Here is a 23,424-nt window from a genome sequence, read left to right as displayed (position 1 = left end):
TACCGACGGCCGCCGTAGAGGAAGTTCCCCACCCTATCCACTATGTCCTATCGCTACACTGGCGACACCCACCGCGCCCTCGTGGCGTCCTATCGGGCCGACGAAGCGCCGTTCCCGACCGAGACCGATCTGGTCGCTCCCGAACGCAATCACGCCCGCCGGGAGATTGCCCTGCTGAAGTGTCTGCTCTTTCCGCGTCTCTGGAACTCCGGGAACAACGTGGGCGACCCGGACGCAGTGCAGGAGTGTCTCTCCGAACTCGGGGAACTCTTCGTGACCGGGTTCCGACTCTATGGCGAGTCCGATCCGGCCCCGGTGGTGACGACCGTCCTCGATCGGATGCCCGAAATCAGGGACATGCTGAAGCGGGACGTCGTCGCTGCGTACAAGGGCGACCCGGCGGCCAAGAGCTACCGGGAGGTCATCCGCTCGTATCCGGGTTTCCAGGCGCTTTTGGTCCACCGTGTCGCCCACACACTCTACGAGGCAGGTGCAGGGGAGTACGCCCGAGAGCTCTCTGAGTGTGCCAAGACCGAGACCGGGATCGACATCCACCCTGGGGCCGAGATCGGCGAGTACTGTCTCATCGATCACGGGACGGGTGTCGTCATCGGCGAGACCGCGACGGTCGGTGACTGGGCCCGGATCTACCAGAACGTCACGCTCGGGGCACTCCACTTCGAGGAGGCCGAGAACGAGGAGCACATGCTACGCAAGGGCTACAAGCGCCACCCGGACATCGGCGATCACGTCGTCATCGGGGCCGGGTCGAACATCATGGGCCCCATCGAGGTCGGCGATCACGTCTCGATCGGCGCGAACTCCTGGATCAGCGAGGACGTGCCCGATCACACCGTCGTTTTCATCGCGGACCACCCAGATCTGGAGCAGAAACCCACCGACTAGTTCTACAGGTCGAGGTCGTACTCCCGGCCCGTGAGTAGGAAGAGGACGTCCTCGACGACCGTGGACAGTTCGGGGATGAGCCGCAGGAGCCCCAGCGTGATGAGTATCAGCACGAGTACCGAGGCCGACTGGGAGATGACTCTGTCGGCCACGATGTAGGAGACCAGATAGGGGTCCTCGATGCCGAAGACCAGGAAGATCGGGTCCTGGAAGCCGGCGAACCACTGGAAGCCGTGCGCCAGCGCGATAAAGGCCACCCGCAGGACGTTGAGCCCGTAGATGATCGGCACCGCCATCGCGATCCCGAGAAGTTTGCGCCGGGGGGAGGCGTCCACGGAAAGGGCCAGGCCGGCCACGATCGAGATGCTCCCGATGCCGGTACAGGCTAGAATGACCCGGGTCGTCAGCCGGTGCCCGTCCTCGGCCAGGAAGAGGAAGGTGCTTCGAAGTCCGTCGGGACCAGTGATGACCGTCGGTTCGACGCCCACGGCACGGAGGATGAACTCCACGTGGGCCACGACCATCTCGATCGATCCGCTTCTGATGACCGTGATCGCCTCGAATGGGAGGTAGATGAAGCCCATGATCGCGACAGCCCGGGTCAGCACTTCGAAGGACCGGCGTTCGGTATAGATCAGGTACGCGACGTACAGCGAGCCGGGCACAGCGGCGGCGCTCAGCACGCCTTCGACGATGCTCCGCATCTCGATTGCGTAGTGCGGGACCATTAGCGCCCAGAACACCGCAAAGAGTGCCCAGGCCCCGGTCGCCCCGTAGCGGGCGGCGGGCGACTCCCGCATGGACAGGATCGCGCTCGTGGCGAAGGTGAGGACCACGATCCACGCGAGTGGGTCCGTGACTGTGGCTAGATCCGTGGCCCCGATCATGTATCCGTGGTGAAGATCGGTCCCGGCAAGTGTGTGTCGGTCCCCGAATCTAGGGCCGGATCAGCCGCTTGAGCCCGACGCCGATCGTGAGCAGCGCGAGGGTTCCAAACGCGAGGATCAACAACCCCGACTGCCCGATCCGAAGTGGCTCCGGAACTGCCTCGACGACCCGATCGACGGGCTCACCGGGCAGGTCCGAAAGGGGGCTGGTGACCGAGTCGGTCGGTGCGGTGGTCGTCGCAGCCGGCGTCGAGCGTGGTCGGGACTCCTCGGCGCTTGCCCCGCCACCGCCCCCGCCTGTGGCCGCCAAGCTCGCGGATTCGGTCCCGGTGAACTGCCCCGTGTGAACCTCACTGATCTGTTCGTCGTTTGCCGTGACGGTTACGGTGTAGTTCGTGCCCGAATCGTATTCGCTCAGGTTCGCGGTCGTTTCGTAGGTGCCGTTCTCGCCGACGGTCGTCTCCGTCTCGATCGAGAAGTTGCGCTCGGTGCCTTCGATGTGCACCGTTGCGGTCGTGCCCGGTGCCACTGTCGTCGAGCCATTGATCGGAACGGTTGCGTTCGTCGGGAGATCGAGCGTGTCGTTTGCGGTGGCCTGAGCGAGCTCGGCCCGGGCCTCGACCACTTCAACTGCGGCCCGCCGTCGCTCCTGTTCCGTTTTGTTTGTTCGATCGGGGACGAACGGTGTGTTCTCGGTGAGGACGACGGCCGTCTCGAGGGCTTTCCCTGGGTTCACACGTCCACTGGCGTTCGGATCCGCGACTACGAAAAAGCGGTCCGAATTCGGGGCCTCCACACGACGGAGCCCGGTCATCGGCTGCTCGCTCCGTGTTCCTGGTGACTTCGGACCAACTGAGACGAAGGCTGGTGGCGTTCCGTTCGCTTTCGTCGTGGTGCTTTTGTTACGGCCGGTCGGGCCACCGCTACGACCTGGGGATTGGTTTTGGCTCGCGTGCCCGACTGCGCGACCGGTGGTGATGTTCCGGGCGTAAGAACCGAGTCCGGCGGTCTCGACGGCGATCACGAGTCGGTCACCGCTGGCGATTTTCTCCCGTCGGCTCGCGTTATTCGCGATGTCCTCGGCGGACGCGATCGTGGCTCCTCGTGGCGCGACCATCGGTTCGATGGCTGCCGTCCAGTTCGCGCCGACCTGAATGGTGTCTCTGTCCTGGATTGTGCCGCCAGTCGCCACCGAAATCGTGTAGTTCCCGGCTTCGAGCGGTTCTGTTTGGGTGCCCTTTCCGGCTTCCGACGCTGCGTGGGCTGGTGGGCTGCCGCTTGCGTTGCCGGGTCCTGATTCGTCGGTTGTCGATCGATTGGTCGCTGTTTCGTTGTCCGCCACCGTCGTCAGCCAGGTCAGTCCCGCCCGACTCGTGTCAGTTGATTCGAGAGCGACGGCGGCTGTTCGGTTTTCGGCTCCCGTGCCGTCCGAGTCGACCGCAAACTTGGCCGTCGTATTCGACATCGTGACTGTCGCCCGTTCCAATCGACCGCCGTCCGGTCCTCGCAGACTGATCGTGGCCGTGTCCGAGCGTTCCAGCGTCAGATTGACTGGGACTCGTTCACCTCGCGTGATGGCGTGGTCGAGCGCTTCGAGCGTTGCACTGGGTGGCTCCTCAACGACGATTACCGCAGAGCGAGCCACGCCGTCGGATTCCAGGGCCTCGACCCGGACCCGGTAGCGTCCCGGTGTGGGATCGAAGTTGAACTCGGTCTCGCCGTTTCTGTCCAGCGAGCCGGTCTGGCTTGCTACCGTGGAGTTGTTCGCGGCGTACTGGAGTGTCGCCTGCACTGATCGGTCGGTGGCGTTCCCGCTCACTTCGACTGGGAGTGCTGTGGCGTTCGCCGAGAGATTCGACGCTGGCGGGGTGACAGAAAGGGCGATCGGTGAGGGGCCGGTGGTCGTCGGTTCGCTACTCGAGTCAGATTCGGATTCGACAGTCAGGGTTGGCCCTGGGCCGAACCCACCCGTCGGCACGTCCTGCTCGAAGAACAACCCGGCGTCGCCCGGGTCATAGGCACCGTCGCCGTCGGCATCCACGGGCTCGGGAACCCGCAACGAGACGGTTTCACCACCTGGTGCATCCTCGCCGAGGGTGGTCTGAAGGGTGACGGTCGTCCCGCTCGGGTCGATCGTGGCCTCACCTCCTGTCGGCTGGAGCACCCAGGTCTCGTTCGCGGTTGGGCTGCTCGCAGCGGCAACTTCCGTGCCGTCGGTTTGGAGTGTGATTTGGTCGATGTAAGTTGGGTCGAGTGAGCCAGTGTTTTCGACAGTAATTGTCTGGAGGTGGTCGCCGTAGGTGTTGGTGCCGGCAATGTCTTGGTCGTGTTCGCGATAGATCGAATCATTGGGATCAAGTATGCTATCGTTGTTGGAATCAATATATCCTATCTCCCTTGAAAATGTTTGCAAGGGCCTAGAGTCGATTGATTTGGACTCGTTCCATCCAATTACGGAATTAATACTTACAATTGGCTCATTTTTATCATAACCACTATCTGATTCATTTTCAGATAGGTAAACTCGCATATTTGAAATCGAATCTGAGGAATATGTATTTAAGTTCACAACATACAACTCAGCAGGATTATTTTCTGTGTTGAGTATTTTATCTCCTGGCTCTAACTTATCATCCCCTGGATTTAGCGAATCTATCACCGCTTCATTTTTGGAGTACGTTCCACTTCCGTCCTGATCAACATATTCTAATGAACTTTGGAATTCGTATGTACTACTTAAGCTTCCTCTCGCAACCACTGTGTCATCCCTCGTTAATACACCTTCCACGTCAGATTTCTTGTTAATAATGGGATCATTATAAAATTCGCCAGTCCCATTTTGGTCAATGAATTTGTACTTAAGTGGTATCTCCTCCAGCGAGTTTTGGTAAGTGTCTCCGCCTACAATTATAAAATCAGATTTCTTAATCAATCCTTGTTCACTAGTCTTCTCAATAATTATTGATCCTCTCTCGTATTGGCCCTCTTTGGATGATCCTACAAATTTGAGAGTTCCCCCAACGTATGGTCCCTCAGAATCATTCAGATCTTGATAAATGCCATTACTATACCACTTGCCTTCAATAGTTGATGCGGCTCCATTCTTCGGGGCAGCTTTTAAGAATTCATCGTCAATTGATATATTCTGTCCTTTGTCAACCTGCCCAATTTGTGTTTTTAGTATTGGTTCAGACCCTGCTGGTGTTTGATCCTTAACATCTAACTCTCCATTTTCGTTCAAATCTAAGAAGTAGATATTTGTTTCTTCAGTACCATCTAACCTGTTGTAGGTGCTGGAATCGGCATATTCTACTGTAACATCTGCTTCACTTGTATTCGAAAGCACTAGATCGTCCTTTGGTTGATAGCCGTCTTTCGCTCCTGACTCAATATATAGAAATTCCCCGCTTTCAAGTACACTGTTGCCGTTTGAGTTGCCAATATACAGATTGCCTGTTTTGTATGTTGAGATGCCTGACTCAATTGGGTGAACGGCTCCTTTACCCGCTTTCACTACCTCATCCAGCTCATCAATCTGGCCAATTTCACCTTCGCTAGAGTCCTTAATTATCGCTTCTTGGCTATTGAGTTGATCCGCGGATTGGTCTATTCTATCTAAATGAAACGATTCATTCGCATCAAAATTGCTAAGATTGAGAGGACCTTCCTTTTGTAGTGTGGTTCCGCCCTTGTCTAGAGCCCCTATCAACACCTGATCGGTTGTGTTTGTCTTTAGTATAGGTGTGTCATTATTGAGAAGATCTGTTGTTTCAGAACTTGAAAACCCATATTCGTCATAAGTTTCTCCTCCAAAGTCAGATAGGGCCACCTGTCCTGGAAGTTGTACTGTAGTTTCACCTTCGTTTAGCGGCCCTGTTGCGATCTGACCTTGTTCATTTACTGAAACAATTGCTTTTCCTTTTGTGTAATTCCGATTTCCGGATGATGGGTCGAAGTAGGTCGCATCCGTTTTATTTAATGCTTCCAACGGTGCTGATCCTGGCTTGGAGATATGATCTTCATTAGTGAGAAAATAATTCTTGTCTGCGTCATAAAATACAGGCTCATCACTGTCCAACTTCCTATTCAGATTATTATCGATTGCTATACTGCTTGAACCAAACTTTTGGATGTGTTTGTTTTGTATATCCTCGGTTGAGTTATCCGTAAGTATCTTTATTCGAGTTGGATAATCCTCTGAATTGAATTGATTATTGCCTTCTGATCGGTTTTCTATGTAGAAATTTTCTGTTTGAGCATCCTTTGGATATATCGGCCTACTTTTATCTGTCATATTGGGTACTATATTCCCCTTTTTGATGATTTCGTCTTCACTTTTAATTGTAAAATCCCCTGTCTCAATTGTAGCTCCTGCAGATACGGAAACATCACTTGGTGAATCGTTATTTGTAGTGATCATAGAGCTTCCAGCCGCTATTGGAACCAAGATTTGTGATGTGAGTATTATACCAATAACCAACAAAACTGTTTTTTGCCTAGTTGTATCTTCTTCCCCAGTCATTGAATAAAAATAATAACTATTAATGATTTGATGTTAATACAGTTACTTTGGCGCTTCATGGTGGTTTCAAATTTCACAATCAATTAAGAATTAGCTTCTTTGTCTCTAACTACTGGAAATATAACAATAGATTTCAGCTGATGTCTGAGCTATTTATTGCTTGTTCTAATTTTTCATCAGGAAATTGATGATCAAGCATCTTTAGCCCGCGGCGAATCCCCGCCATGTGGTGTGTGTCGCTCTCGAATCTGCACCGTCACTGCTGACTCGGTCGTGTCGTCGATTACCACGGCCTCGCCCACGCCGTCGGGCAGTCGATCCTGAATCGATTCTCCAAGATAGGTCGGTCGTGCAGTCGCGAGCGCGTCGATGTCCGCGGTCGCGGTCAACCGGTGGGAGCAGATCAAATCGGCCTGAGAGATGGCGACCGGCGGGAGGGCCGCCGGCCGCTGTGTCGCCAGCGCGAGGCTCACACCCGGATGACGGCCCCGGGTCAGGATCGTCCGGAGCGGCCCCTCGGCGATGCCGTCGAGGACCGATTGTGCCTCGTCGATCAACAACCAGGGGAGGCGGGGGATCGACTCCGAGACGGCCGTCTCGTAGAGGGTCCGCGCTACCGCTGCGGTCACGACCGACAGCGCCTGGTCGGTGAGTTTCGATGTGTCGAGGACCGTCACCGCCGGCTCCAGCAATCGCTCGGCGTCGAGGCCGTCGGGGTTGAAGACCGCCCACTCGTCGGCGAGAGTAAGATGATTTGCCACCGCACGGATGGCCGCGCGCGGGGCGTCGGCCTCTGTGACGGCCCGTTGCATTCCCTCGAGGGTCTGGGCCGATTCGGCGACCTGCCAGAGGAGCGCCCCCGCTTGACTGGCGGGATCGAGATCCAGAAGCTCACACCAGTCCCGGGGTTCGAGGGCGTCCGCAGCGACGGTCGGGGCGGGGACGACCGTCGCCTCGCCACCTGCTTTCAACCCCGAGAAGACGCCCATCGGATCGATCACGACGCCGGTGACGCCCCGTGCGGCGGCGAGTCCCTCCGCGAGCACGCCGAGGGTGTAGGATTTGCCCGAACCGCGCTTGCCAGCGAACAGCGAGACGTGGGGCCGGTCGAGGTCGAGCGCGACCGACGCACCCTCGCTCCCGTCCCGGGCGAGAAACGAACCCAGTTCGACGGTGGGTCCGGCCTGCGCCGTCCGACCGAGTACGTGAGACATGGGCCGGGATCATCTGCGATGGTTCCTAAAGGCTCGGCCGAGGGTTTATCACGGAACACCGGGCCACCCAGGCCCATGTCGTGGTACGAACGACTGGCGGTAGACGAACGGGGTATCGAAGGACTGCCGGTGCGGCTCATCATCGCCTTCGTGGTCGGGGTCGCGGCCCTCTCGGTGATGCTCAACATGATTTCCGGCGTGGAATCGTTCGCGGTGGCTGAACTCGACGTGAAGCCGGAACCGCAGGTCGTCGGGCCCGAACAGCACCAGATCGAACTCACGGCGATCGGCAGCGACGACACGCCCGTCGCCGACGCGACCATCATCGTCGAGAGTGGCACCGCCTCGCTAGATAGCATGGCCGTGGCGACGACCGACGAGGACGGCACGGCGACCGTGGAGATCGATCCCTCGCTCGGACCGAATCAGGGGAAAGGCACGCTCAAGATCGACGTCGAACCCCCGGCCGGGTCGAACTACATGGATCGTCGGGAGAACAGCGAGATCACCGTGCTGGCCTCGGGGGTGAATTAGACACAGTCCCACTCGATCTCCCAGCCCTGCCGGCGCTCGCGTGCCCGTGCGGCGTGCTCGCGATCCTCGCGCTCGGTCCGATTTCGCGTGATGGCGCCGCCCTGCTCGCCGTCGATCAAGAGGGGTTTGAATCCGACCTGACCGAAGTCGGCGACGGTCTCTTGATCCTCGATCGCGAGCAGCCGTTGCTCACCACGACCGATGGGGGCGACGAGCCGACCGCCCGGGGCCAGCTGATCCCTGAGCGCTCGTGGCACCTCGGCGACCGCGGCTTCGAGGAGAATCCGATCGAAGGGGGCGTACTCCGGGAGCCCCTGGGCACCGTCGCGACAATCGACCAGCACGTCTCGATATCCGGCGGTCCGGAGATTGTGTCGGGCGTCGTGGACCAACTGGCGGCTGATGTCGACGGCGTGAACGCGTCTGGCACCGACGATTTCGGCGAGGACGGCGACCGTGTACCCGACCCCAGCCCCGATCACGAGCACGGAATCCTCCGGGTCCGGGGCGAGCGCTTCCAGCAACTGTCCGGCGAGGCTCGGGGCGAGGACCGTCGAATCCCGATGGGTGAAGGACTGGTCCATGTAGGCCCGGTGCTCGGCGTCGACGAACTCGTGGCGGGGCACCGTCCGCATCGCGTCCCCGACCGGCGTCGCCTCCACGAGTGCTTTCGTGTCGTGTTCCAGGCTGTCGACCATCGATTCCCGGACCGCCGCGAACTCCATGCACCCACCTACGGCTGGATGGGCAAAAGCTGAGCGGGTCTCACCACGCCGACCAGGCCCGGGTCGTCCCCTCCTCGTAGCCGTACACGCGCTTGACGTCTTTGGCCTCGACTGTGTCGCCCTCGTCGCCAAGCTTCTGGAAGGGGTAGCGATCGATCGCGGTCTCGCGCACGTGGATGTCGGTCACCTCGAACTCGTCTTCGCCAAGCGTCATCCGCTCGCCGATGGTGAACTCGAAGTCCCCGGGCACGTAGGCGGTCAAACTCCGGGTGTCGTCGGGATCACCCTCGCGGGGATGGAGGGTGACTTTCACGCTCACGTTGTCGACGGCCCGGGTCCAGAAGGTCTCGACGTCCCCGGCGTCGGCGGTCGAGGCCCGGGTCTCCTCGCCGGTCTCCAGGTCCGTGATCCGAACCTGCATGATCGCCTCCTCGGTCTCGACGATGAACTCCTCGCCGACCCGAACTCGCTCCTCGGCCGGGACCGAAACCGTCGTCGAAAAGGAGTCGCCGTCCTGGGAGACGACGACCTGCCGTTCGACGGTTTCCTCTTCTTCGGGTTGGACTTTGTGGACGTGATCGCACTCGGTGCAGCGCACTGTCAACTGGCCGCCGCCCGCCGAAAGGACCTCGTGGGCGGTCTCTAGATCCGGCGAACAGGAGGGACAGGGAACCGCAATTCGGTCCGGTGTATCGTTCATACACCGGCGTAGCGGCCCGGGACCTAAGTATTCGCCGCGTTCGGGGCGGGCAACTCGATCTCCTCGCCGTCGACGAACACTGTCGGCTCGCGGATCACACCATCCAGATGAATCGGCGCGTCGGTGTCGCCGCCGATCCCGGCGTCGTCGCCGATCGCGAAGTGCACCGTCCCGGCGGCCTTCTCGTCCAGCAGCACCGAGCCGACCAGTTCGGAGACGGCGACGTTCGTCCCGATACCCAGTTCCGCGAGGTTGAAGGCCGCCTCGCCGACCGATTCAGCAGCACCCTCGACGGTCTCGCGGATCTGATCGTCCTCGATGTCGGTAACGACGCCGTCGTCGACCTCGAAGGCAAGCGTCTGGCCCGCTTCCAGACGCCCGTACGGCCGCATCGTCCCGTCGACGACGTACCGACCGGTGGCCGTCTGCGGGCTGATGAACACTTCGCCGGCGGGCAGATTCGAGAACGATCCGGGCTCGGTCACGTCCCCGGTGTCCAGTCGCCACTCCCGGTCTCCGGGCTCGACGACGATGTCGGTCCCCGCCGGGGCGGTGACCCTGATCTCGTCCGCGTCGGCGACAGCCTGATGAACCCGCTCGCAGGTTTCCCGGATCCGGTCGTAATCGGCCTCCAGGCCCTGCTCGAAGACGGCTTCCGTGATGCCGGGTAGTGTGGCGCCACGGACGCCGGCGTCGGTGGCGTCGCTTCTGGCCCGGGTGTGGCTGATGCTCTTCGTCGTGGGTGCAAGGAAGGTATCACTCGCCTTGATCGCGCCGGCGACTGGGTCGGGTGGCTCTTGGCCGTGTTCCTTTCCGGGCGGGTAGGTCAGGAGGACGGCGTCATCTGTCACCGCGGCGGCGACCTCGTAGAGGGCTTCGCCGATCGGGCGTCGCTCGTCGTCGGTGACGACGACACAGCGCTCCTCGGGTTGCAGGTCGAGACACTGGTGGACCGCCGTTTCAGCGCCAGGCCGAAGTCCCATACTCGATGGTCGGCCACACGGGAGTTAGCCCTTACTCATTCAGACTATCGTGAGCGAGCAACTGCAGGCTCTCCCGGATGTGATACTCGACTTCCGTGTTCTCGATCTGTCCGAGGGCCGCTTCGAGGTGGGTCTCGACTGACCCCTGTCTGCTCTCTGGCATCGATACTAACGGTAGGTACTCCCACACACTACTTAAAATATGCTCCGGTTTCCCCCCACTGTACTCGAAACGGTTTTCCCACTCGCGGGGGGACTCTCGGCCATGATCCAGGTGGGAATCAACGGCTACGGGACGATCGGAAAGCGGGTGGCCGACGCCGTCGCCGCCCAGCCCGATATGACTGTGGTGGGCGTGGCGAAGACCCGACCGAACTACGAGGCCACGGTGGCCGTCGAGTCGGGGTATGACCTCTATGCGGCGATCCCCGAGCGCGCCGACCAGTTCGGCGAGGCGGGTCTGAAGACGGCCGGAACCGTCGAGGAACTCATCGAAGCGAGTGACATCGTCGTCGACGCGACCCCCTCGGGAGTGGGCGCGGACAACAAGTCACTCTACGAGGCTGCGGACACCCCGGCGCTGTTCCAGGGCGGCGAGGACGACGATCTCGTCGACGTGAGCTTCAACGCCCGCTCGAACTACGAGGCGGCCGCCGACGCGGACTACGTCCGGGTCGTCTCCTGTAACACGACCGGGCTCTCCAGGCTGATCGCCCCGCTTCGCGAGGCCTTCGGCATCGAGCGGGTTCGGGCCACGCTGGTCCGTCGGGGCGGCGATCCGGCCCAGAGCGACCGCGGCCCGATCAACGACATCCTGCCCGACCCCAAGACGTTGCCCTCCCATCACGGACCCGACGTGAAGACGATCTTCCCCGATCTGTCGATCGACACGCTCGGGCTCAAGGTCCCGGCGACGCTGATGCACATGCACTCGTTGAACGTGACTTTGGAGTCAGCGCCGGACGTCGAGACGGTGCGGGACGCCCTGGCCGACGAGGACCGCCTCGCGCTCCTTGGCGAGGACCTCGACATCACCGGGACCGCCGACGTCAAGGAGTACGCGATGGACATGGGCCGGCCCCGCGGGGACTTCTGGGAGAACGCGATCTGGGATAAGTCGATCACCGTCAAGGGCCGGGAACTGTATCTCTTCCAGGCGATCCACCAGGAGTCCGACGTGGTGCCCGAGAACGTGGATGCGATCCGGGCGGTCCTCGAAGCCGAGGACAAGGCGACCAGCATGGCCCGCACGAACGAGTCGCTTGGCCTCTAGGACAGCCCGAATCCTTATCCGCGGCCGTAGCCAACCGCCAGGTATGAGAGACGATCGTGAGGATCCGTTCGACGACATTTTCCGCGAGATAGAGCGCATGATGAACGACATGGTCGGGACCGCCGGCCCCCAGGAGGGTGGCATTCAACAGAGCGGCGTCGGCACCGTGGGCCCGACGCATATTGACGCCTACGAGGACGACGACCAGATCCGAGTGGTCGCCGACCTGCCTGGCGTGGCTCGCGAGGACATCAGCGTCCAGAGCGACGGGGAGTACGTGACCGTGAGTGCTGAAAACGAAACCCGCCAGTACGACGAGCGGATCGCCCTGCCTGCACCGGTCGATCCCGAATCCGGCTCCGGGACGTACAATAACGGCGTCCTCGAAATCATCTTCGACCGGGCCCGGGAGACCACGGACATCGACATCGAGTAGTCAGCGAGCCGTCGCACGGATCGTCGCCGCCAGCACGTCGTAGAACCGTTCGTCGTACTTTTCGGCCACGTCGACGGTCGGTCGCGCGTTCGTCTCCGAGATCACCGTTCGTGAATCGGTCTCCAGGATGTCGACCCCGAGCAGCGAGATGTCCATCGTGGCCGCGGCGGCCTCGGCCAGCTCGCAAATCGATTCGCGTGGTTCTATCGCGGTGGCTTCCGCGCCGCGATGGACGTTGTGCTTCCAGTGGCCCGCTTCACGGGCCGATTCCGGGAGCGTTCGCTCAACCGCGCCGACCACCTGTCCGTCGATGACCATCACGCGGATGTCCCGGGCCGCTGGAAGGTACTCCTGGAGGAGATAGGACCGATCACGCGTCGCCGGGAACTGGTGGAGCAAGTCCAGATAGTCAGTCACGCCCAAAAGCGAGTCCCACTCCGTGACCTTCAAAATTCCCTCGCCACGGGTCGTCGAATTCGGCTTGATCACGATCGGGGGCTCGAATTTGTCGGCGGCCGAGCGGAGTTCCGCGTCAGAAACTGGATCGGAGACGAAGACCGTCTCCGGGACGGGGAGACCCGCCGCGTCGAGTCGGGCGAGTGTTTCGGCTTTGTTCCGGGACCGGAGCACGGCGGTTCGGCCGTTCACCCAGGGAATGTCCAGTCGCGCCGTGAGCAGGCCGCCTTCCATGAGTCGGCTCGGGAAGACCAGCCCGACGTCGAGGTCGTGGGCCACGTCGCTCGACAGAGCCGTCGTGTCGCCCGTCAGCGAGACGTGTTCGACGTCGATGTCCCGGGCGGCGAGGGGATCGCGTATTCGGGCAGCGGTCTCGGCTTTGTGGGCGATGCCGAGGGTGAGCATACCTGTCGGTGCGGCGGAATCGACAAAGCAGCTCCGGTCGAGAAGGAGCCGGCCTCGAGGGCCGAATCAGGAGACGAGCAGTTCCGCGCCCCGTTCGACGTTGATTTTGCAGGGCGGTGTGATCTTGTTGTACGCGCGACGGAAGGCTTCCTTGACGGCCGGTGCCTGTTCGACAGTACACCAGGCGGTCATGAGCTGTTCGCCAGCGTGCACGCGTGCGGCGGTCCCGACCGGGACGCCGAAGGACTGGCGCATGCCGTCAGAGACACGGTCCGCGCCCGCGCCGGTCGCCTGCTTGTTCTCACGCAGGATCTGGTGGGGGAACTTCCGGAGGACCATCTTGTAGTTGCCCTCGCCGAATTCCTTGATGAGGTGGCGATTCGCCGAGAGACGGGCCGCCTCGAGGGATCCGTGGCGGATCTGGGAGGTCTCTTCGGGAACGAGGGAGATCTGGACGGGCCACTCGTCGGGGTCGGAATCCAGGTCGCCCATGTTGTGCTGTGCGATCTTCGAGCCCGGGATACCGGTGACGTAGTCGCGGCGCGTGTACGCCGGCTTGTCGATGTCCCGGTACATGGAGGCCGGCTTATCGGACATAGGTACTACTGGAGAATCAGACAGAGTACGCGTATAAGACCTTCGAAGCCCCGGCACCCCGGGAGGGTGGTGGGGCCAGTCAGCCGAGATTCGGGGCCGGTATTGATAAGGTTTGCAACCATTTGGGTAGGTATGGTAACAATTCGATCTCTGCTCGTCGGTGCAGTCGTACTGGTCCTCCTCGTTTCCCTCCTCCCGGCGAGTGTGGCCGGTGCCGACCTCGTAACACTCTCCGTGGCCGTACAGACACCGGATGGCGACCGGGTTGGTGGCGCAACCGTAACTGCCGAGTGGGACGATGGAACCGCCACGGGAACGACCGCCTCGAACGGGCAGGTGCTACTCGACGTGCCGGCGAATGCGAGTGTGGAACTCAGCATCGAACACGAGACGTACATGAAAAACACGCCCCTCGTGATCGAAGAACCGGGGGAGGAGACCGTCGACATGACGGTCCGACCCAAGGGTGAAGTGAACGTCGAGGTGACTGACGCCGCGGGCCCGCTCGACGACGCGCTGGTGACACTCAAACAGGATGGAACGACCGTCTACAGCGAGCGAACCGTCGATGGGACCCTCGACAACGGCCCGGTCGAGGTGGGAACCTACACCCTCACCGTCCGGAAGGCGGGTTACTACCAGGAATCGACCACCATCAACGTCACGGCCGACGAGCCGGTGACCGAATCGGTTCGACTGGAGTCGGGGTCGGTGACCCTTCGGGTCAACGTGACTGACCCGTACTTCGAGCCGCCCCGGGCCCTCGAAGGCATCACCGTCACCGTCGTGGACGAGGGCTCGGTCAACACCCAATCGGACGGGACCCAGCAACTCTCCGTGCCCGTGAACACGCCGCTTACGGTTCGGTTCGAAGGCGAGGGCTACGAGACCGTCGAGCGCTCGATCACGACCGGGGAAGAAGATCTGACCCTCGATGCCGAAATCGACCGGGCGAACACACTCCAGGTAACCGTCCACGCGACTGAGGTGGTAGTCGGACAGCCAGCCTTCATCTCCGTGACCGACGAGTACGAGGATCCGGTCGCCAACGCGACGGTTCGATTAGACGGCGAGGAAGTCACCGAGACCGACAGCGATGGCCGCGCGCAGATCCTGATCGAGGACACCGGTGAGCACACGATCGTGGTCGAAGACGAGGACATCACCTCCGAGGAGAAAACAGTGTGGGGGGTGACGCCGGCGACGACCACCGCCGGAACGGTGACGCCGACCGAGACACCGACTCCCGACACCACGACGGCCACGTCCCCCGGATTTGGCCCGCTTCTGGCGCTTCTGGGACTGGTCCTCGCGATGGGCGTGGGGCTGGCTCGCCGGTCGGACTGAGCCTCACGATTGAAATAGCCCCCGCGTGAATCGGGGGCCATGTCTTCACGTCTCTCCAGAGCTTCTACCGGGAGTCCGGGCATGGACGAGTTGCTCTCCGGCGGGCTCCCCCGTGATCGGCTTCACGTCGTCAGCGGCCCGCCGGGGAGCGGCAAGACCACCTTCGCCGCCCAGTTCATCACGGCGGGGGCCCGCCGGGGCGAGGAGTGTGTCTACGTGACCATGCACGAGACCAGGACCGAACTCACCCAGGACATGGCCGCCTTCGACTTCGGGTTCGAGAAGGCTATGCGTGCCTCGAACACGCACTTCCTCGATCTGACCGACGAGTCGGCCCGCCAGACACTCACCCAGTATGGCTCGGCGGGCGGGCTGCGAAATCGGGTGCCAGCCATGCTGGAGGGGTTGGACGCCGACCGGGCGGTCATCGACTCGACGATGCTCCTCGAACACTTCGTCGATGACCCCGATGCGGAGCTGACCGAGTTCATCACCCGGCTCAAGGACACGGACACGACCATCATCCTGATCTCGGAGATGACCGATCCCACGGCCTACTCGAACGAGCACTACCTCGCTCATGGCGTGCTCTTCTTCCACAACTTCCTGGATGGCGGGGGGATGACCCGTGCTGTGCAGCTCATCAAGATGCGCGGGACGGCCATCGACTGTGACATGCGCTCGATCGAGTTCACCGACGGTGGCATCCAGGTGTACCCCGATCGCACTCTGGAGGAGACCTACGGATAGATGTACGACCGTCACTTCGAGGGCGACTGGGAGTCGTTGGACCAGGAGCGGGCCATGTTCCGGGCCTTCGCGCTGGGCGTGGACGCGGCCTTCGGCAACGACCACCCGACCGAGTACGAACGCCTCCAGCGAGCCCACCACCGGGCACTCATCCAGATTGCCTTCGAGGAGGGTGAGTCCCGCGCGAAAGAAGCCATCGCCGAGCGGGGACTTTCCCCCACCGACCGGGCGGAGTTCGAGCCCGGCGATCCCGAGTGGGCGGTCTGGGAGGAACTGGTCGCCGACCGAGAGACAGATTCGGACGCCTTCGAGGCCGTCCAGGTGCCCCGGTCACAACTCGATCTACCGGAGGCACTCGATCGTCCCTCGTTTTTGGACCGCCCGTCCCAGCGCACAGACGCCATCACGCTGCCCAGGTTTCTGCGTCGCTGATCGGCGGAAAAATCGAAAAAGCGAGTCGTCCTAAAGCGTCCCCAGGTACTCGGCGAACGTGCCGGTCAGGAAGTCGATGTAGCCCGTGACTCCGAGGTACAGGGAGACGAGCAGGACGAGGATGACCGGGACCCGAACCATCCAGATCCAGAGGGTACCCAGACCTCCGAGGTTCCCAATGCCCTTCTCCAGTTCCTCGACCGCCTCGCCGGCGTGCAGCCAGGAGACGATGATCATGAGCAGAATGCCGCCGAGCACGAGCAGGATCTGGGCGGCGAAGATGTCATACAGGTCGACGAAGACCGTGTTCATCGTGACCGGGACGCCAAGCAGGAAGATGGCGATACCGGAGATGACTGTGGCCTTCAGCCGGTCCATGCCGAACTCGTCGATCGCATACGAGACGACGACCTCGATCAGGCTGATCGCGGAGGACAGCGCGGCGATGGCCACCGTCAGGAAGAACAGGAGGCCCACGACCCGTCCGAAGGGCAGGTCGAGGACCGCCTCGGCGATGCTGATGAAGATCGCGCCGGGCCCGGAGGTCTCCGGATCCACGCCGGCCGAGAAGAGGATCGGGAAGACGACTAGCCCGGTCAGGATCGACACGGAAGTGTTGAGGACGACGATGCTGATCCCGTCGATGCCGAGGTTCTTGTCGTCACCGAGGTATGAGGCGTAGGTGATCATCACGCCCATCCCCAGCGAGAGGGTGAAAAAGCCCTGTCCGGCCGCGGCCGGCACCAGGCTCTGCCAGTTCTGCATGATGTAGCCGACGTCCGGCGAGAGGTAGTACGCGTAGGCTTCGCCGGCTCCCGGCAATGTGAAGGCGTACACGGCGAGGATGGCGAAGATCGCGAGGATCGCGGGCACCATAATTTTCACACCGAGTTCGATCCCTTGCTTGATGCCGAGCGCGACGATCCCGATGACCAGGAGCATGAAGATCGCGTGAGCGACCAGCGTGTCGAGACCCGCCGAGACGTCAACGAAGTACGCGCCCGCACTCTCGGTTGCCGCGTAGCCGCCGGTGACGCTTCCGAGCATGTATCGGAGGACCCAGCCACCGATGACGCTGTAATAGGACAGGATGACGAAGCCGATGAAGACGAACAAGCCACCGAGATACTTCCAGTAGCCCCCGGCGAAGTCACGTATCGCCCCCACTGTGTTCAACTCCGTCTTCCGGCCCACGACGAACTCCGCCAGCATCGCCGGGAAGCCGATGAGGATGATGAAGGCCAGATACATCACCATGAACGCTGCGCCCCCTTCCTGACTGACCTGGAAGGGGAATCGCCAGATGTTGCCCAGTCCGATTGCACTCCCCACCGCGGCGAGGATGAAGCCGATTCGCGTGCCCCAGGTTTCTCGTGCCATGTAACAGGGGTTCACGAGGAAGGGGCCTTAAAAGAATTGATCCTGGCAGTATTTTGCACGGTGGACTGACACATGGCCCGGAATTTCAGGTCCACTCCGGTGTGTGGCCGTCGTCGTGGGGCTCGTGAACGGCCCGATATCCCGATTTCGTCTCCTCGACTCGGTCGATCGGGTAGAAGCGGAGCCCGCGCTCGCGCTTGGTCGTCACGGGAAACTCGTAGTGTTTGGCCTGGTAGCCGAAGTCCCGACCGTCCTCGCGGGCGCTCGCGACGAACTCACGGTGGGCCCCGAGTCGCTTTTCGATGACCTGCTCTGTGAGTGTCGGCACGTTCGCCACCCGCTCTTCGAAGACCGTCGCGAACTCGGGTTCGAGTTCGTAGCCGATCGAGTTCCGGCCGGCGGCCATGGCTGCGAGGCTGGTCGTCCCCGTCCCCCAGAATGGGTCCAGGACCGTGTCGCCATAGACGCTGTACATGTTGATGAGCCGGTAGGGGACGGTGAAGGGGTAGGCCGCGGATCGGTCCCGCAACGTGTCGTGGTCCAGTGCCTGGAGTTCTCCAGTCAAATCGGTCCAGACGTCGGAGAACCACTTGTTTCGCTCCTCCCAGAAGTACGCCGATTCGTAGCGACGCGGTGCATGTGGCTCGAAGCCCCGGCGACTCGACCCGTTCCGAAAGACCAGCACGTACTCGTGTTCGAGCGTGACATACGCGTTCGGCGGCAGCGTTCCCGAACCCATGAACTTCGCCCCCGAGTTGCTCGGTTTTCGCCACAGGATCTCGGGTAGGGGTTCGAAGCCCAGTTCCTCGAAAGCGGTCAGGATTCGGGCGTGGTTCTGATAGACCCGGAAACTATCGCCCAGCGATCGGGTCGCGTCACCGACGTTGATGCAGGCGATGCCGCCGTCTACGAGCACTCTCTTGAGTTCCGCCCAGACGGGGTCTAAGGCCTCGTGCATCAACTCGAAGGCCGCCTGACCGTCGCCGGCGTCGAGGTGATCGCCGATCGCCGGATCGAGGTCGACGAAGAGGTCGTCCCACATCTCGATCATCGGGTAGGGTGGGGACGTGACGACGAGTTCGACGGAATCGGTCTCGACGGCCCCCATGTCGCGGGCGTCGGCGACCTCGACGCGGTGGCGGGTCTCCATGCTGGCAGTGCTTGGCGGGCCCGGGTAATGTGCGTTGGCGTCCTCGGGCGCTAGTCGTGTGGGTGGAACCAGGAGACGGCCTCCTTGACTCCTTCCCGCGGGCCGATGATGGTGAGACGATCGCCCATCGAAAGCTCCGTATCGCCCTTCGGGACCGTGTTCGTTCCCTCACGCGTCAACAGCGCGATGATACAGCCCTCCGGCAGGTCCGGATTGATGTCCGCGACGGACCGGCCGACCAGTTTCTCATCGGTGATCTCGACCTCCTGGACGTCCCCGCTCCGGCCGAGTTCGCTCATCCACTCCGAGAGGGCCGGCCGCTCGACGAGGTTGTCGATCGCCCAGGCGGTCGCGGTGGAGGCCGAAACGGCCTCTACGCCCAGTTCCTCGAAGGCGTCCTTGTTGTCCGGCCGGTTCACTCGGGCGATCACGTCCTCGGTCTGGAACTTCGCCCGGACCAGCTGGGCGACCAGCAGGTTGGTGTCGTCATCGCCGGTCGCCGCGATCACGGTCTTTGCCTGTTCGGCACCGGCCGCTCTGAGCACTTCCACGTCGGTGCCGTTTTCGGTTCGCACGGTGAAGCCCTCGGCCCGTCGCTGTTTGGCGACCACGTCGTCACGCTCGATGATGACGACGTTTTCGCCCCGCTCCGAGAGCCGTTCGGCGAGTTCCTTTCCCACTCGGCCGCCGCCGATGATGAGTACACGCATTGGTATCACGTCGAGTGTTTCGGCGATCTTTCTGGCGAATCCGCCCTCGAAGATCACGGTGAGAAGAATGACCAAAAAGACCGTCCCAGCGAGAACCTCCGCGCCCGCCGGGTTCGACGGCGGGGTCGGGTTCTGTAACTGGATCGAGAACAAAGTGGCGACACTCGCGGGGATGATCCCTCGCGGGCCCACGAAACCCATGAACAGCCGCTCGCGCATCGTGAACTGGTCGGCGAACGTCGAGATAAAGACCAGCGCTGGCCGGAGGATGACTGCGATGACGAACACGAGTAACAGTCCCGAGAGCCCCAGCGCGAACAGGGCGTCGAACTCGATCAGCGTCGCCAGGGCGATGAAGACAAAGGAGAGCACCACCAGGGTAATGTCGCCTTTGAACTCCGCGATGGTCTCCTCGAAGGGGAGATCGGCGTTCCCGAGGACCACCCCGGCCACGGCGACTGCGGCCACCCCCGATTCCGTGGCGATGGTGTCGGCGAGGCTAAAGGCCAGGATCGCCCCGGCCAGGGTCATGAGGCGGGCGTTCTGGGGACTCCATCCCGCGGGCAATTCGACCTGCGTGAGGAGAAACCAGAGTACGGCCGCAACTGCCAGACCGACGAACACACCGATGCTCAGACGCTCGACGAACTCAACCAGGTACGCGCTGGGGGCCGCCTCGGTGGCGGCCAGCAGCTTGAACACGACGACGGCGAGGATGGCCGCCGTGACGTCGTTGACGATGCCCTCCGTCTCCAGGGCCGCGGCCACGTGGTCTCGAACCGGGACGACCTCGAGAATCGGCGTGACGACGGTTGGCCCGGTCGCGATCAAGAGCGCGCCGATGAGTCCCGCGATTCCCCACTCGATGCCCAGGAGGTAGTGTGCGGCGACCGTCGTCCCGGCAAACGAGAGCGCCGCCCCGACAGTCACCAGATGAAGGGCCGCCGACCGCGCCTCGTGGATCTTCTCGTGGTCGAGGTGGAATGCCCCCTCGAAGACGATGATCGCGACGCTCAGCCCGACGATGGTCGAGAGCGATCCGCCGAAGGTCTCCTGGGTGACCAGCCCGAGCCCTTCCGGACCCACGGCCACGCCGGTGAGGATCAAAAAGAGCACACTGGGCACGCGGTACCGGTCGGCCAGCACCTGTGCGGCGACACCGAGGGTGATGATCACCGCGACGACCATCAGCACGCTGGGTTGACCGGCTGTGCTGGCGCTCATCGCCGTCCTCGATCACCGACTGCGATCGGCTCGCTCGATCCCATAATTCACACTTGACGGGTTCGGACACTAAATAGCTCCCATGCACTTGCCACGAAATCGGTCGACACGTATCATTGGGGCTAACTTTTAGGCGGCCGTCCGTGTATTGGGTATTGGTGGCACGTAACATGGCACTTCAACTCAACAGTCCGGTGTTTGCCGACGGCGAATCCATTCCCGATCGGTATGGTTACACCGAGGCCAACGTGAACCCGCCGCTGGAGATCGACGGCGTGCCCAGCGAGACGGTGTCGCTGGCACTTGTGATGGACGATCCGGACGCCGTGGAACCGGCGGGCAAAGTCTGGGGTCACTGGGTCGTCTGGAACATCGACCCCGAAACCGAACAGATCCCGGAGGACTGGGACGCCGCGGGCGCACACGAGGGGACCACCGACTACGGTGAGCCCGGATACGGTGGGCCGAATCCGCCGGACCGGGAGCACACCTATCGGTTCCGGCTGTTCGCGCTCGACACCGATCTGGCCCTCGATTCGGGGGCGGAGAAAGAAACACTCGAAGCCGAAATCGAGGGGCACGTCCTCGATCAGGCCACACTCACCGGGACGTATGCGCCGTGACTACAGCAGGCGTTTGACCTGCTCGGCGTGTTCGTCCCCGGCCAGGGCTCGTAACGCATCGAGGTCGGTCTCGCCGTCGGCGTTGACGAGGTAGGCCCGACCCGGGACCGATCCGTAGACCTGCTGGAAGTCATAGACGAAGCCGTAGATCGAGACGTTAGCGGGCACATTTTCGCTCTCCCGGAGGAACTCGACCTGCCGGTCGACGTTGTATTCGACGAGCTGATCGACTAGATCTCCCCGATCTGGATCAATCCGATCGTCGGCCAGGCCCGCCTCGATCACGGGGACCAGCTCCTGAATCCACTTCAGTATTCCGGCCGGTAACTCCCCGCCCGCTCCCCTGACAGCTTCGAGTGCCGCCGTCACCGCTCCACAGCCGGTGTGACCAACTACTACGGCCACGTCGGTTCCGGTCTGGACGAGTGGGTAGAGCATGCTGCCGTCCACGACTCGATCGCCTTCGTGTCGATCCCAGACCTGGTTGCCGATCGTGCTCGGCGTGAACAGCCAGCCGGGTTCCTCGACGGCCCACATCCCCTCCTGGCTGACTCGCGAGTCCGCGCAAGTCATGGCGACGGCGGCCGGTTCCTGTCCGTCCTGGACCGCGTCGAAGTGATCCGATTCCAGGGACTCGGTGTGGCATGTGTTCCGTTCGAGAAGCTCCTGCAGGTTCGTGTCGGGCATGTTACGGTGTCCGGGCGCCGACGGTTTCTATCTCCGGGTCCGGGCAGGTGTGGCGCAGGTCGACTTGGACAGTCACAACCCCCTTGGGTCTGCCCGCCGTACATGGCGTATGGCAACATCTGTACAGACGGATCAGTCGAGCCGTACCGAACTCGCGGCGAGTGCCGGCCTCGGCGTCATCGCTGCGGCTGTCGGGTACCTTCTTACGGCCCTGTTGATGAGCGGTGAAGCCCGGGATGCCGTCATGGCCGAGGTCTCGGAGTGGAAGGTTCTGTTCTGGTACTTCGCGAACGCCCACATGGTCGACACCGAGGTCAGCGGTTCGATCGGCGGATTCGGCGGCGTCGATAGCGTCAACTTCCTCGCCCAGTCGAACGCGGCGGGGGCCGGTCTCCTGTATCTGGTTCCGCCGCTGGTCCTGGTGGGTGTCGGGGCGCTGCTCGCCCATCGACTCGATGTTCAGGACGTGGGTGAAGCCGTGTTCGCTGGCGCGCCGGTCGCACTCGGGTACGTCCTGGTCCTCGGAATCGGCGCGTTCGTCAGTCGAGCGACTATGGAGGCGTCCATGATCGGTGTCGACGTGTCCAGTTCGATCGGTCCGCAATTGCTCCCCGCGATCCTGCTCGCCGGCCTGGTCTACCCCCTCGTGTTCGCGACGGTGGGGGCGATCCTGGTGGCGGTCGTCCGGTAGATTTCGGGTCCCACCCGATCAAGGACGTCGAACAGCGACTCGATTTTCGTGGCTGTAAGGACCTTCGTCGGACTTGATCGCTCGGCTGTGTGGAACGCCGAGACTGTCGAGAAACTACTAAATGCGATGCTTTGGTACGTGAGCCAGATGGCCGCTCCCATCTCAGCGCTGGTTCGCTCTCCTGCCGCCTTCTTTTCTTCACGCATGGAGAGGCCGGGTCACATCCTCCCGGTGGTGATCCTCACGCTCACTGGTGTCAGTACCCTTGGCGCGCAGTTGCTCCTCGCATCGATGTCCGTGATCGGGGAGCGATTAACCCTCTCCTATGTGAGTACGGCGTTTCAGATCGAGATCCCGGCGATCACCGTCGCTGGGGCACTCGTCAGTTTCGGCCACGTCTTTCTCTATTGGGTGGTTTTCGCCGCGATCTTCTATCTGCTATCGCTCCCATTTGCCTCTGCGGGGACCTTTTCCTCGGTCTTCTGGCTCTCTGCCTGGGGGTTCGTGCCGTGGGCGCTCGCTGGATTGCTCTGGCTCGGTGCGATGATCGTCAGTGCCTCTTCTGTCCCGCCCCCTGCGACGTCAGCGGGAAATGCGGCGTTCGTTGAGCAAGTCCAGGGGACCCAGATCGTCGAGACCAGTCTCCTGGTGGACTACCTGGCCACGGCCTGGTCGCTTGGGCTCTGGACCGTTCTCGTCCGGACGGTCCGTGACGTACGGTGGTGGCAGGCAGCGCTCGCTGTGGGACCTGTCGCTGCATTCGAGATTGCGAAAGTGCTCGTGTTCTGAACA

The 23,424-nt window shown here is 61.9% G+C and carries 22 protein-coding genes and 1 pseudogene; 10 read left to right on the top strand and 13 right to left on the bottom strand.

What is annotated here, in order from left to right:
- Positions 1-42 precede the first annotated feature (42 nt).
- Entirely contained in the window at positions 43-906 is an 864-nt protein-coding gene (gene epsC / locus RH831_RS01915; RefSeq protein WP_310552597.1) for a serine O-acetyltransferase EpsC, read from the top strand.
- A 2-nt stretch (positions 907-908) separates the two neighbouring features.
- Here epsC and artA read toward each other — a convergent pair whose 3' ends face one another.
- The 3 genes from artA to RH831_RS01900 form a co-directional block, all read right to left on the bottom strand.
- Positions 909-1,793, bottom strand: coding sequence for an archaeosortase A (gene artA / locus RH831_RS01910; RefSeq protein WP_310552596.1), 885 nt, complete (start codon positions 1,791-1,793; stop codon positions 909-911).
- A gap of 49 nt (positions 1,794-1,842) precedes the next feature.
- Positions 1,843-4,206, bottom strand: a complete 2,364-nt coding sequence (locus RH831_RS01905; protein ID WP_310552595.1) for a BGTF surface domain-containing protein — start codon at positions 4,204-4,206, stop codon at positions 1,843-1,845.
- Between the two features lie 2,300 nt (positions 4,207-6,506).
- Positions 6,507-7,529: a helicase HerA domain-containing protein gene (locus tag RH831_RS01900; protein ID WP_310552594.1), complete on the bottom strand. Its 1,023-nt coding sequence runs from the start codon at positions 7,527-7,529 to the stop codon at positions 6,507-6,509.
- Positions 7,530-7,604: 75 nt separating this feature from the next.
- Between RH831_RS01900 and RH831_RS01895 the strand changes: the two genes are divergently transcribed.
- On the top strand, positions 7,605-8,063 hold the full coding sequence (locus RH831_RS01895; protein WP_310552593.1) for a carboxypeptidase regulatory-like domain-containing protein: 459 nt from the start codon (positions 7,605-7,607) through the stop codon (positions 8,061-8,063).
- Here RH831_RS01895 and RH831_RS01890 read toward each other — a convergent pair.
- From RH831_RS01890 to RH831_RS01875, 4 genes are read right to left on the bottom strand one after another with little or no spacing between them, the layout of a single operon-like run.
- Positions 8,060-8,788, bottom strand: a complete 729-nt coding sequence (locus RH831_RS01890; protein ID WP_310552592.1) for a protein-L-isoaspartate O-methyltransferase — start codon at positions 8,786-8,788, stop codon at positions 8,060-8,062. The two genes, RH831_RS01895 and RH831_RS01890, sit on opposite strands and share 4 nt — an antisense overlap.
- A gap of 40 nt (positions 8,789-8,828) precedes the next feature.
- Positions 8,829-9,488 (bottom strand): HVO_0476 family zinc finger protein, encoded by a 660-nt coding sequence (locus RH831_RS01885; protein WP_310552591.1) that lies wholly within the window; start codon positions 9,486-9,488, stop codon positions 8,829-8,831.
- Between the two features lie 23 nt (positions 9,489-9,511).
- Positions 9,512-10,471: an aminopeptidase gene (locus RH831_RS01880; RefSeq protein WP_310552590.1), complete on the bottom strand. Its 960-nt coding sequence runs from the start codon at positions 10,469-10,471 to the stop codon at positions 9,512-9,514.
- A 31-nt stretch (positions 10,472-10,502) separates the two neighbouring features.
- The gene (locus tag RH831_RS01875; RefSeq protein WP_310552589.1) at positions 10,503-10,634 is read right to left on the bottom strand and encodes a hypothetical protein; all 132 of its coding nucleotides are present in this window, start codon (positions 10,632-10,634) and stop codon (positions 10,503-10,505) included.
- A gap of 102 nt (positions 10,635-10,736) precedes the next feature.
- On the opposite strand from RH831_RS01875, the gene RH831_RS01870 reads away from it, so the two are divergent.
- Both RH831_RS01870 and RH831_RS01865 read left to right on the top strand, forming a co-directional pair.
- Positions 10,737-11,744, top strand: coding sequence for a type II glyceraldehyde-3-phosphate dehydrogenase (locus tag RH831_RS01870; RefSeq protein ID WP_310552588.1), 1,008 nt, complete (start codon positions 10,737-10,739; stop codon positions 11,742-11,744).
- 43 nt (positions 11,745-11,787) lie between these two features.
- On the top strand, positions 11,788-12,180 hold the full coding sequence (locus tag RH831_RS01865) for an Hsp20/alpha crystallin family protein (protein WP_310552587.1): 393 nt from the start codon (positions 11,788-11,790) through the stop codon (positions 12,178-12,180).
- On the opposite strand, the gene RH831_RS01860 is transcribed toward RH831_RS01865, so the two are convergent.
- Complete coding sequence (locus RH831_RS01860; protein WP_310552586.1) at positions 12,181-13,041, bottom strand: RimK family alpha-L-glutamate ligase; 861 nt, start codon at positions 13,039-13,041, stop codon at positions 12,181-12,183.
- Between the two features lie 66 nt (positions 13,042-13,107).
- The gene (locus RH831_RS01855) at positions 13,108-13,638 is read right to left on the bottom strand and encodes a 50S ribosomal protein L16 (RefSeq protein ID WP_310552585.1); all 531 of its coding nucleotides are present in this window, start codon (positions 13,636-13,638) and stop codon (positions 13,108-13,110) included.
- A gap of 132 nt (positions 13,639-13,770) precedes the next feature.
- On the opposite strand from RH831_RS01855, the gene RH831_RS01850 reads away from it, so the two are divergent.
- The 3 genes and pseudogenes from RH831_RS01850 (at position 13,771) to RH831_RS01840 (ending at position 16,167) form a co-directional block, all read left to right on the top strand.
- Positions 13,771-14,985, top strand: a complete 1,215-nt coding sequence (locus RH831_RS01850; RefSeq protein WP_310552584.1) for a carboxypeptidase-like regulatory domain-containing protein — start codon at positions 13,771-13,773, stop codon at positions 14,983-14,985.
- A 36-nt stretch (positions 14,986-15,021) separates the two neighbouring features.
- A pseudogene (locus tag RH831_RS01845) lies at positions 15,022-15,735 on the top strand (RAD55 family ATPase); the annotation flags it as partial.
- Positions 15,736-16,167: a hypothetical protein gene (locus RH831_RS01840; RefSeq protein ID WP_310552583.1), complete on the top strand. Its 432-nt coding sequence runs from the start codon at positions 15,736-15,738 to the stop codon at positions 16,165-16,167. It abuts the pseudogene before it with no gap.
- 30 nt (positions 16,168-16,197) lie between these two features.
- Here the strand turns inward: RH831_RS01840 and RH831_RS01835 are convergent, their stop codons facing one another.
- From RH831_RS01835 to RH831_RS01825, 3 genes are all read right to left on the bottom strand, one after another.
- Entirely contained in the window at positions 16,198-17,547 is a 1,350-nt protein-coding gene (locus RH831_RS01835) for a sodium-dependent transporter (protein WP_310552582.1), read from the bottom strand.
- A gap of 85 nt (positions 17,548-17,632) precedes the next feature.
- Positions 17,633-18,697, bottom strand: coding sequence for a site-specific DNA-methyltransferase (locus tag RH831_RS01830; RefSeq protein ID WP_310552581.1), 1,065 nt, complete (start codon positions 18,695-18,697; stop codon positions 17,633-17,635).
- A 50-nt stretch (positions 18,698-18,747) separates the two neighbouring features.
- Entirely contained in the window at positions 18,748-20,631 is a 1,884-nt protein-coding gene (locus RH831_RS01825; protein ID WP_310552580.1) for a cation:proton antiporter, read from the bottom strand.
- Between the two features lie 170 nt (positions 20,632-20,801).
- Here RH831_RS01825 and RH831_RS01820 point away from each other — a divergent pair, with 170 nt between their 5' ends.
- Positions 20,802-21,254: a YbhB/YbcL family Raf kinase inhibitor-like protein gene (locus tag RH831_RS01820; RefSeq protein ID WP_310552579.1), complete on the top strand. Its 453-nt coding sequence runs from the start codon at positions 20,802-20,804 to the stop codon at positions 21,252-21,254.
- Here RH831_RS01820 and RH831_RS01815 read toward each other — a convergent pair whose 3' ends face one another.
- Complete coding sequence (locus RH831_RS01815) at positions 21,255-21,941, bottom strand: carbonic anhydrase (RefSeq protein ID WP_310552578.1); 687 nt, start codon at positions 21,939-21,941, stop codon at positions 21,255-21,257. It lies immediately after the preceding gene.
- A gap of 109 nt (positions 21,942-22,050) precedes the next feature.
- Here RH831_RS01815 and RH831_RS01810 point away from each other — a divergent pair, with 109 nt between their 5' ends.
- A complete protein-coding gene (locus RH831_RS01810; protein WP_310552577.1) occupies positions 22,051-22,632 on the top strand; it encodes a hypothetical protein in 582 nt (193 codons plus the stop codon).
- 126 nt (positions 22,633-22,758) lie between these two features.
- Entirely contained in the window at positions 22,759-23,421 is a 663-nt protein-coding gene (locus RH831_RS01805) for a YIP1 family protein (RefSeq protein WP_310554128.1), read from the top strand.
- Positions 23,422-23,424 lie beyond the last annotated feature (3 nt).

This window comes from Halodesulfurarchaeum sp. HSR-GB (assembly GCF_031432215.1).
Classification (GTDB): Archaea; Halobacteriota; Halobacteria; order Halobacteriales; family Halobacteriaceae; genus Halodesulfurarchaeum.
This window is presented reverse-complemented; position numbering and strand designations above follow the sequence as displayed.

Bases quoted from the DNA above. Each gene is read 5' to 3' on its own strand.
- RH831_RS01820 (WP_310552579.1), top strand. From the start codon at position 20,802: ATGGCACTTCAACTCAACAGTCCGGTGTTTGCCGACGGCGAATCCATT.
- RH831_RS01835 (WP_310552582.1), bottom strand. From the start codon at position 17,547: ATGGCACGAGAAACCTGGGGCACGCGAATCGGCTTCATCCTCGCCGCG.
- RH831_RS01810 (WP_310552577.1), top strand. From the start codon at position 22,051: ATGGCAACATCTGTACAGACGGATCAGTCGAGCCGTACCGAACTCGCG.
- RH831_RS01875 (WP_310552589.1), bottom strand. From the start codon at position 10,634: ATGCCAGAGAGCAGACAGGGGTCAGTCGAGACCCACCTCGAAGCGGCC.
- RH831_RS01900 (WP_310552594.1), bottom strand. From the start codon at position 7,529: ATGTCTCACGTACTCGGTCGGACGGCGCAGGCCGGACCCACCGTCGAA.
- RH831_RS01880 (WP_310552590.1), bottom strand. From the start codon at position 10,471: ATGGGACTTCGGCCTGGCGCTGAAACGGCGGTCCACCAGTGTCTCGAC.
- RH831_RS01805 (WP_310554128.1), top strand. From the start codon at position 22,759: ATGCTTTGGTACGTGAGCCAGATGGCCGCTCCCATCTCAGCGCTGGTT.
- RH831_RS01850 (WP_310552584.1), top strand. From the start codon at position 13,771: ATGGTAACAATTCGATCTCTGCTCGTCGGTGCAGTCGTACTGGTCCTC.
- RH831_RS01825 (WP_310552580.1), bottom strand. From the start codon at position 20,631: ATGAGCGCCAGCACAGCCGGTCAACCCAGCGTGCTGATGGTCGTCGCG.
- RH831_RS01870 (WP_310552588.1), top strand. From the start codon at position 10,737: ATGATCCAGGTGGGAATCAACGGCTACGGGACGATCGGAAAGCGGGTG.
- RH831_RS01890 (WP_310552592.1), bottom strand. From the start codon at position 8,788: ATGGAGTTCGCGGCGGTCCGGGAATCGATGGTCGACAGCCTGGAACAC.
- RH831_RS01815 (WP_310552578.1), bottom strand. From the start codon at position 21,941: ATGCCCGACACGAACCTGCAGGAGCTTCTCGAACGGAACACATGCCAC.
- RH831_RS01885 (WP_310552591.1), bottom strand. From the start codon at position 9,488: ATGAACGATACACCGGACCGAATTGCGGTTCCCTGTCCCTCCTGTTCG.
- RH831_RS01865 (WP_310552587.1), top strand. From the start codon at position 11,788: ATGAGAGACGATCGTGAGGATCCGTTCGACGACATTTTCCGCGAGATA.
- RH831_RS01830 (WP_310552581.1), bottom strand. From the start codon at position 18,697: ATGGAGACCCGCCACCGCGTCGAGGTCGCCGACGCCCGCGACATGGGG.
- RH831_RS01860 (WP_310552586.1), bottom strand. From the start codon at position 13,041: ATGCTCACCCTCGGCATCGCCCACAAAGCCGAGACCGCTGCCCGAATA.
- artA (WP_310552596.1), bottom strand. From the start codon at position 1,793: ATGATCGGGGCCACGGATCTAGCCACAGTCACGGACCCACTCGCGTGG.
- RH831_RS01840 (WP_310552583.1), top strand. From the start codon at position 15,736: ATGTACGACCGTCACTTCGAGGGCGACTGGGAGTCGTTGGACCAGGAG.
- RH831_RS01895 (WP_310552593.1), top strand. From the start codon at position 7,605: ATGTCGTGGTACGAACGACTGGCGGTAGACGAACGGGGTATCGAAGGA.
- RH831_RS01855 (WP_310552585.1), bottom strand. From the start codon at position 13,638: ATGTCCGATAAGCCGGCCTCCATGTACCGGGACATCGACAAGCCGGCG.
- epsC (WP_310552597.1), top strand. From the start codon at position 43: ATGTCCTATCGCTACACTGGCGACACCCACCGCGCCCTCGTGGCGTCC.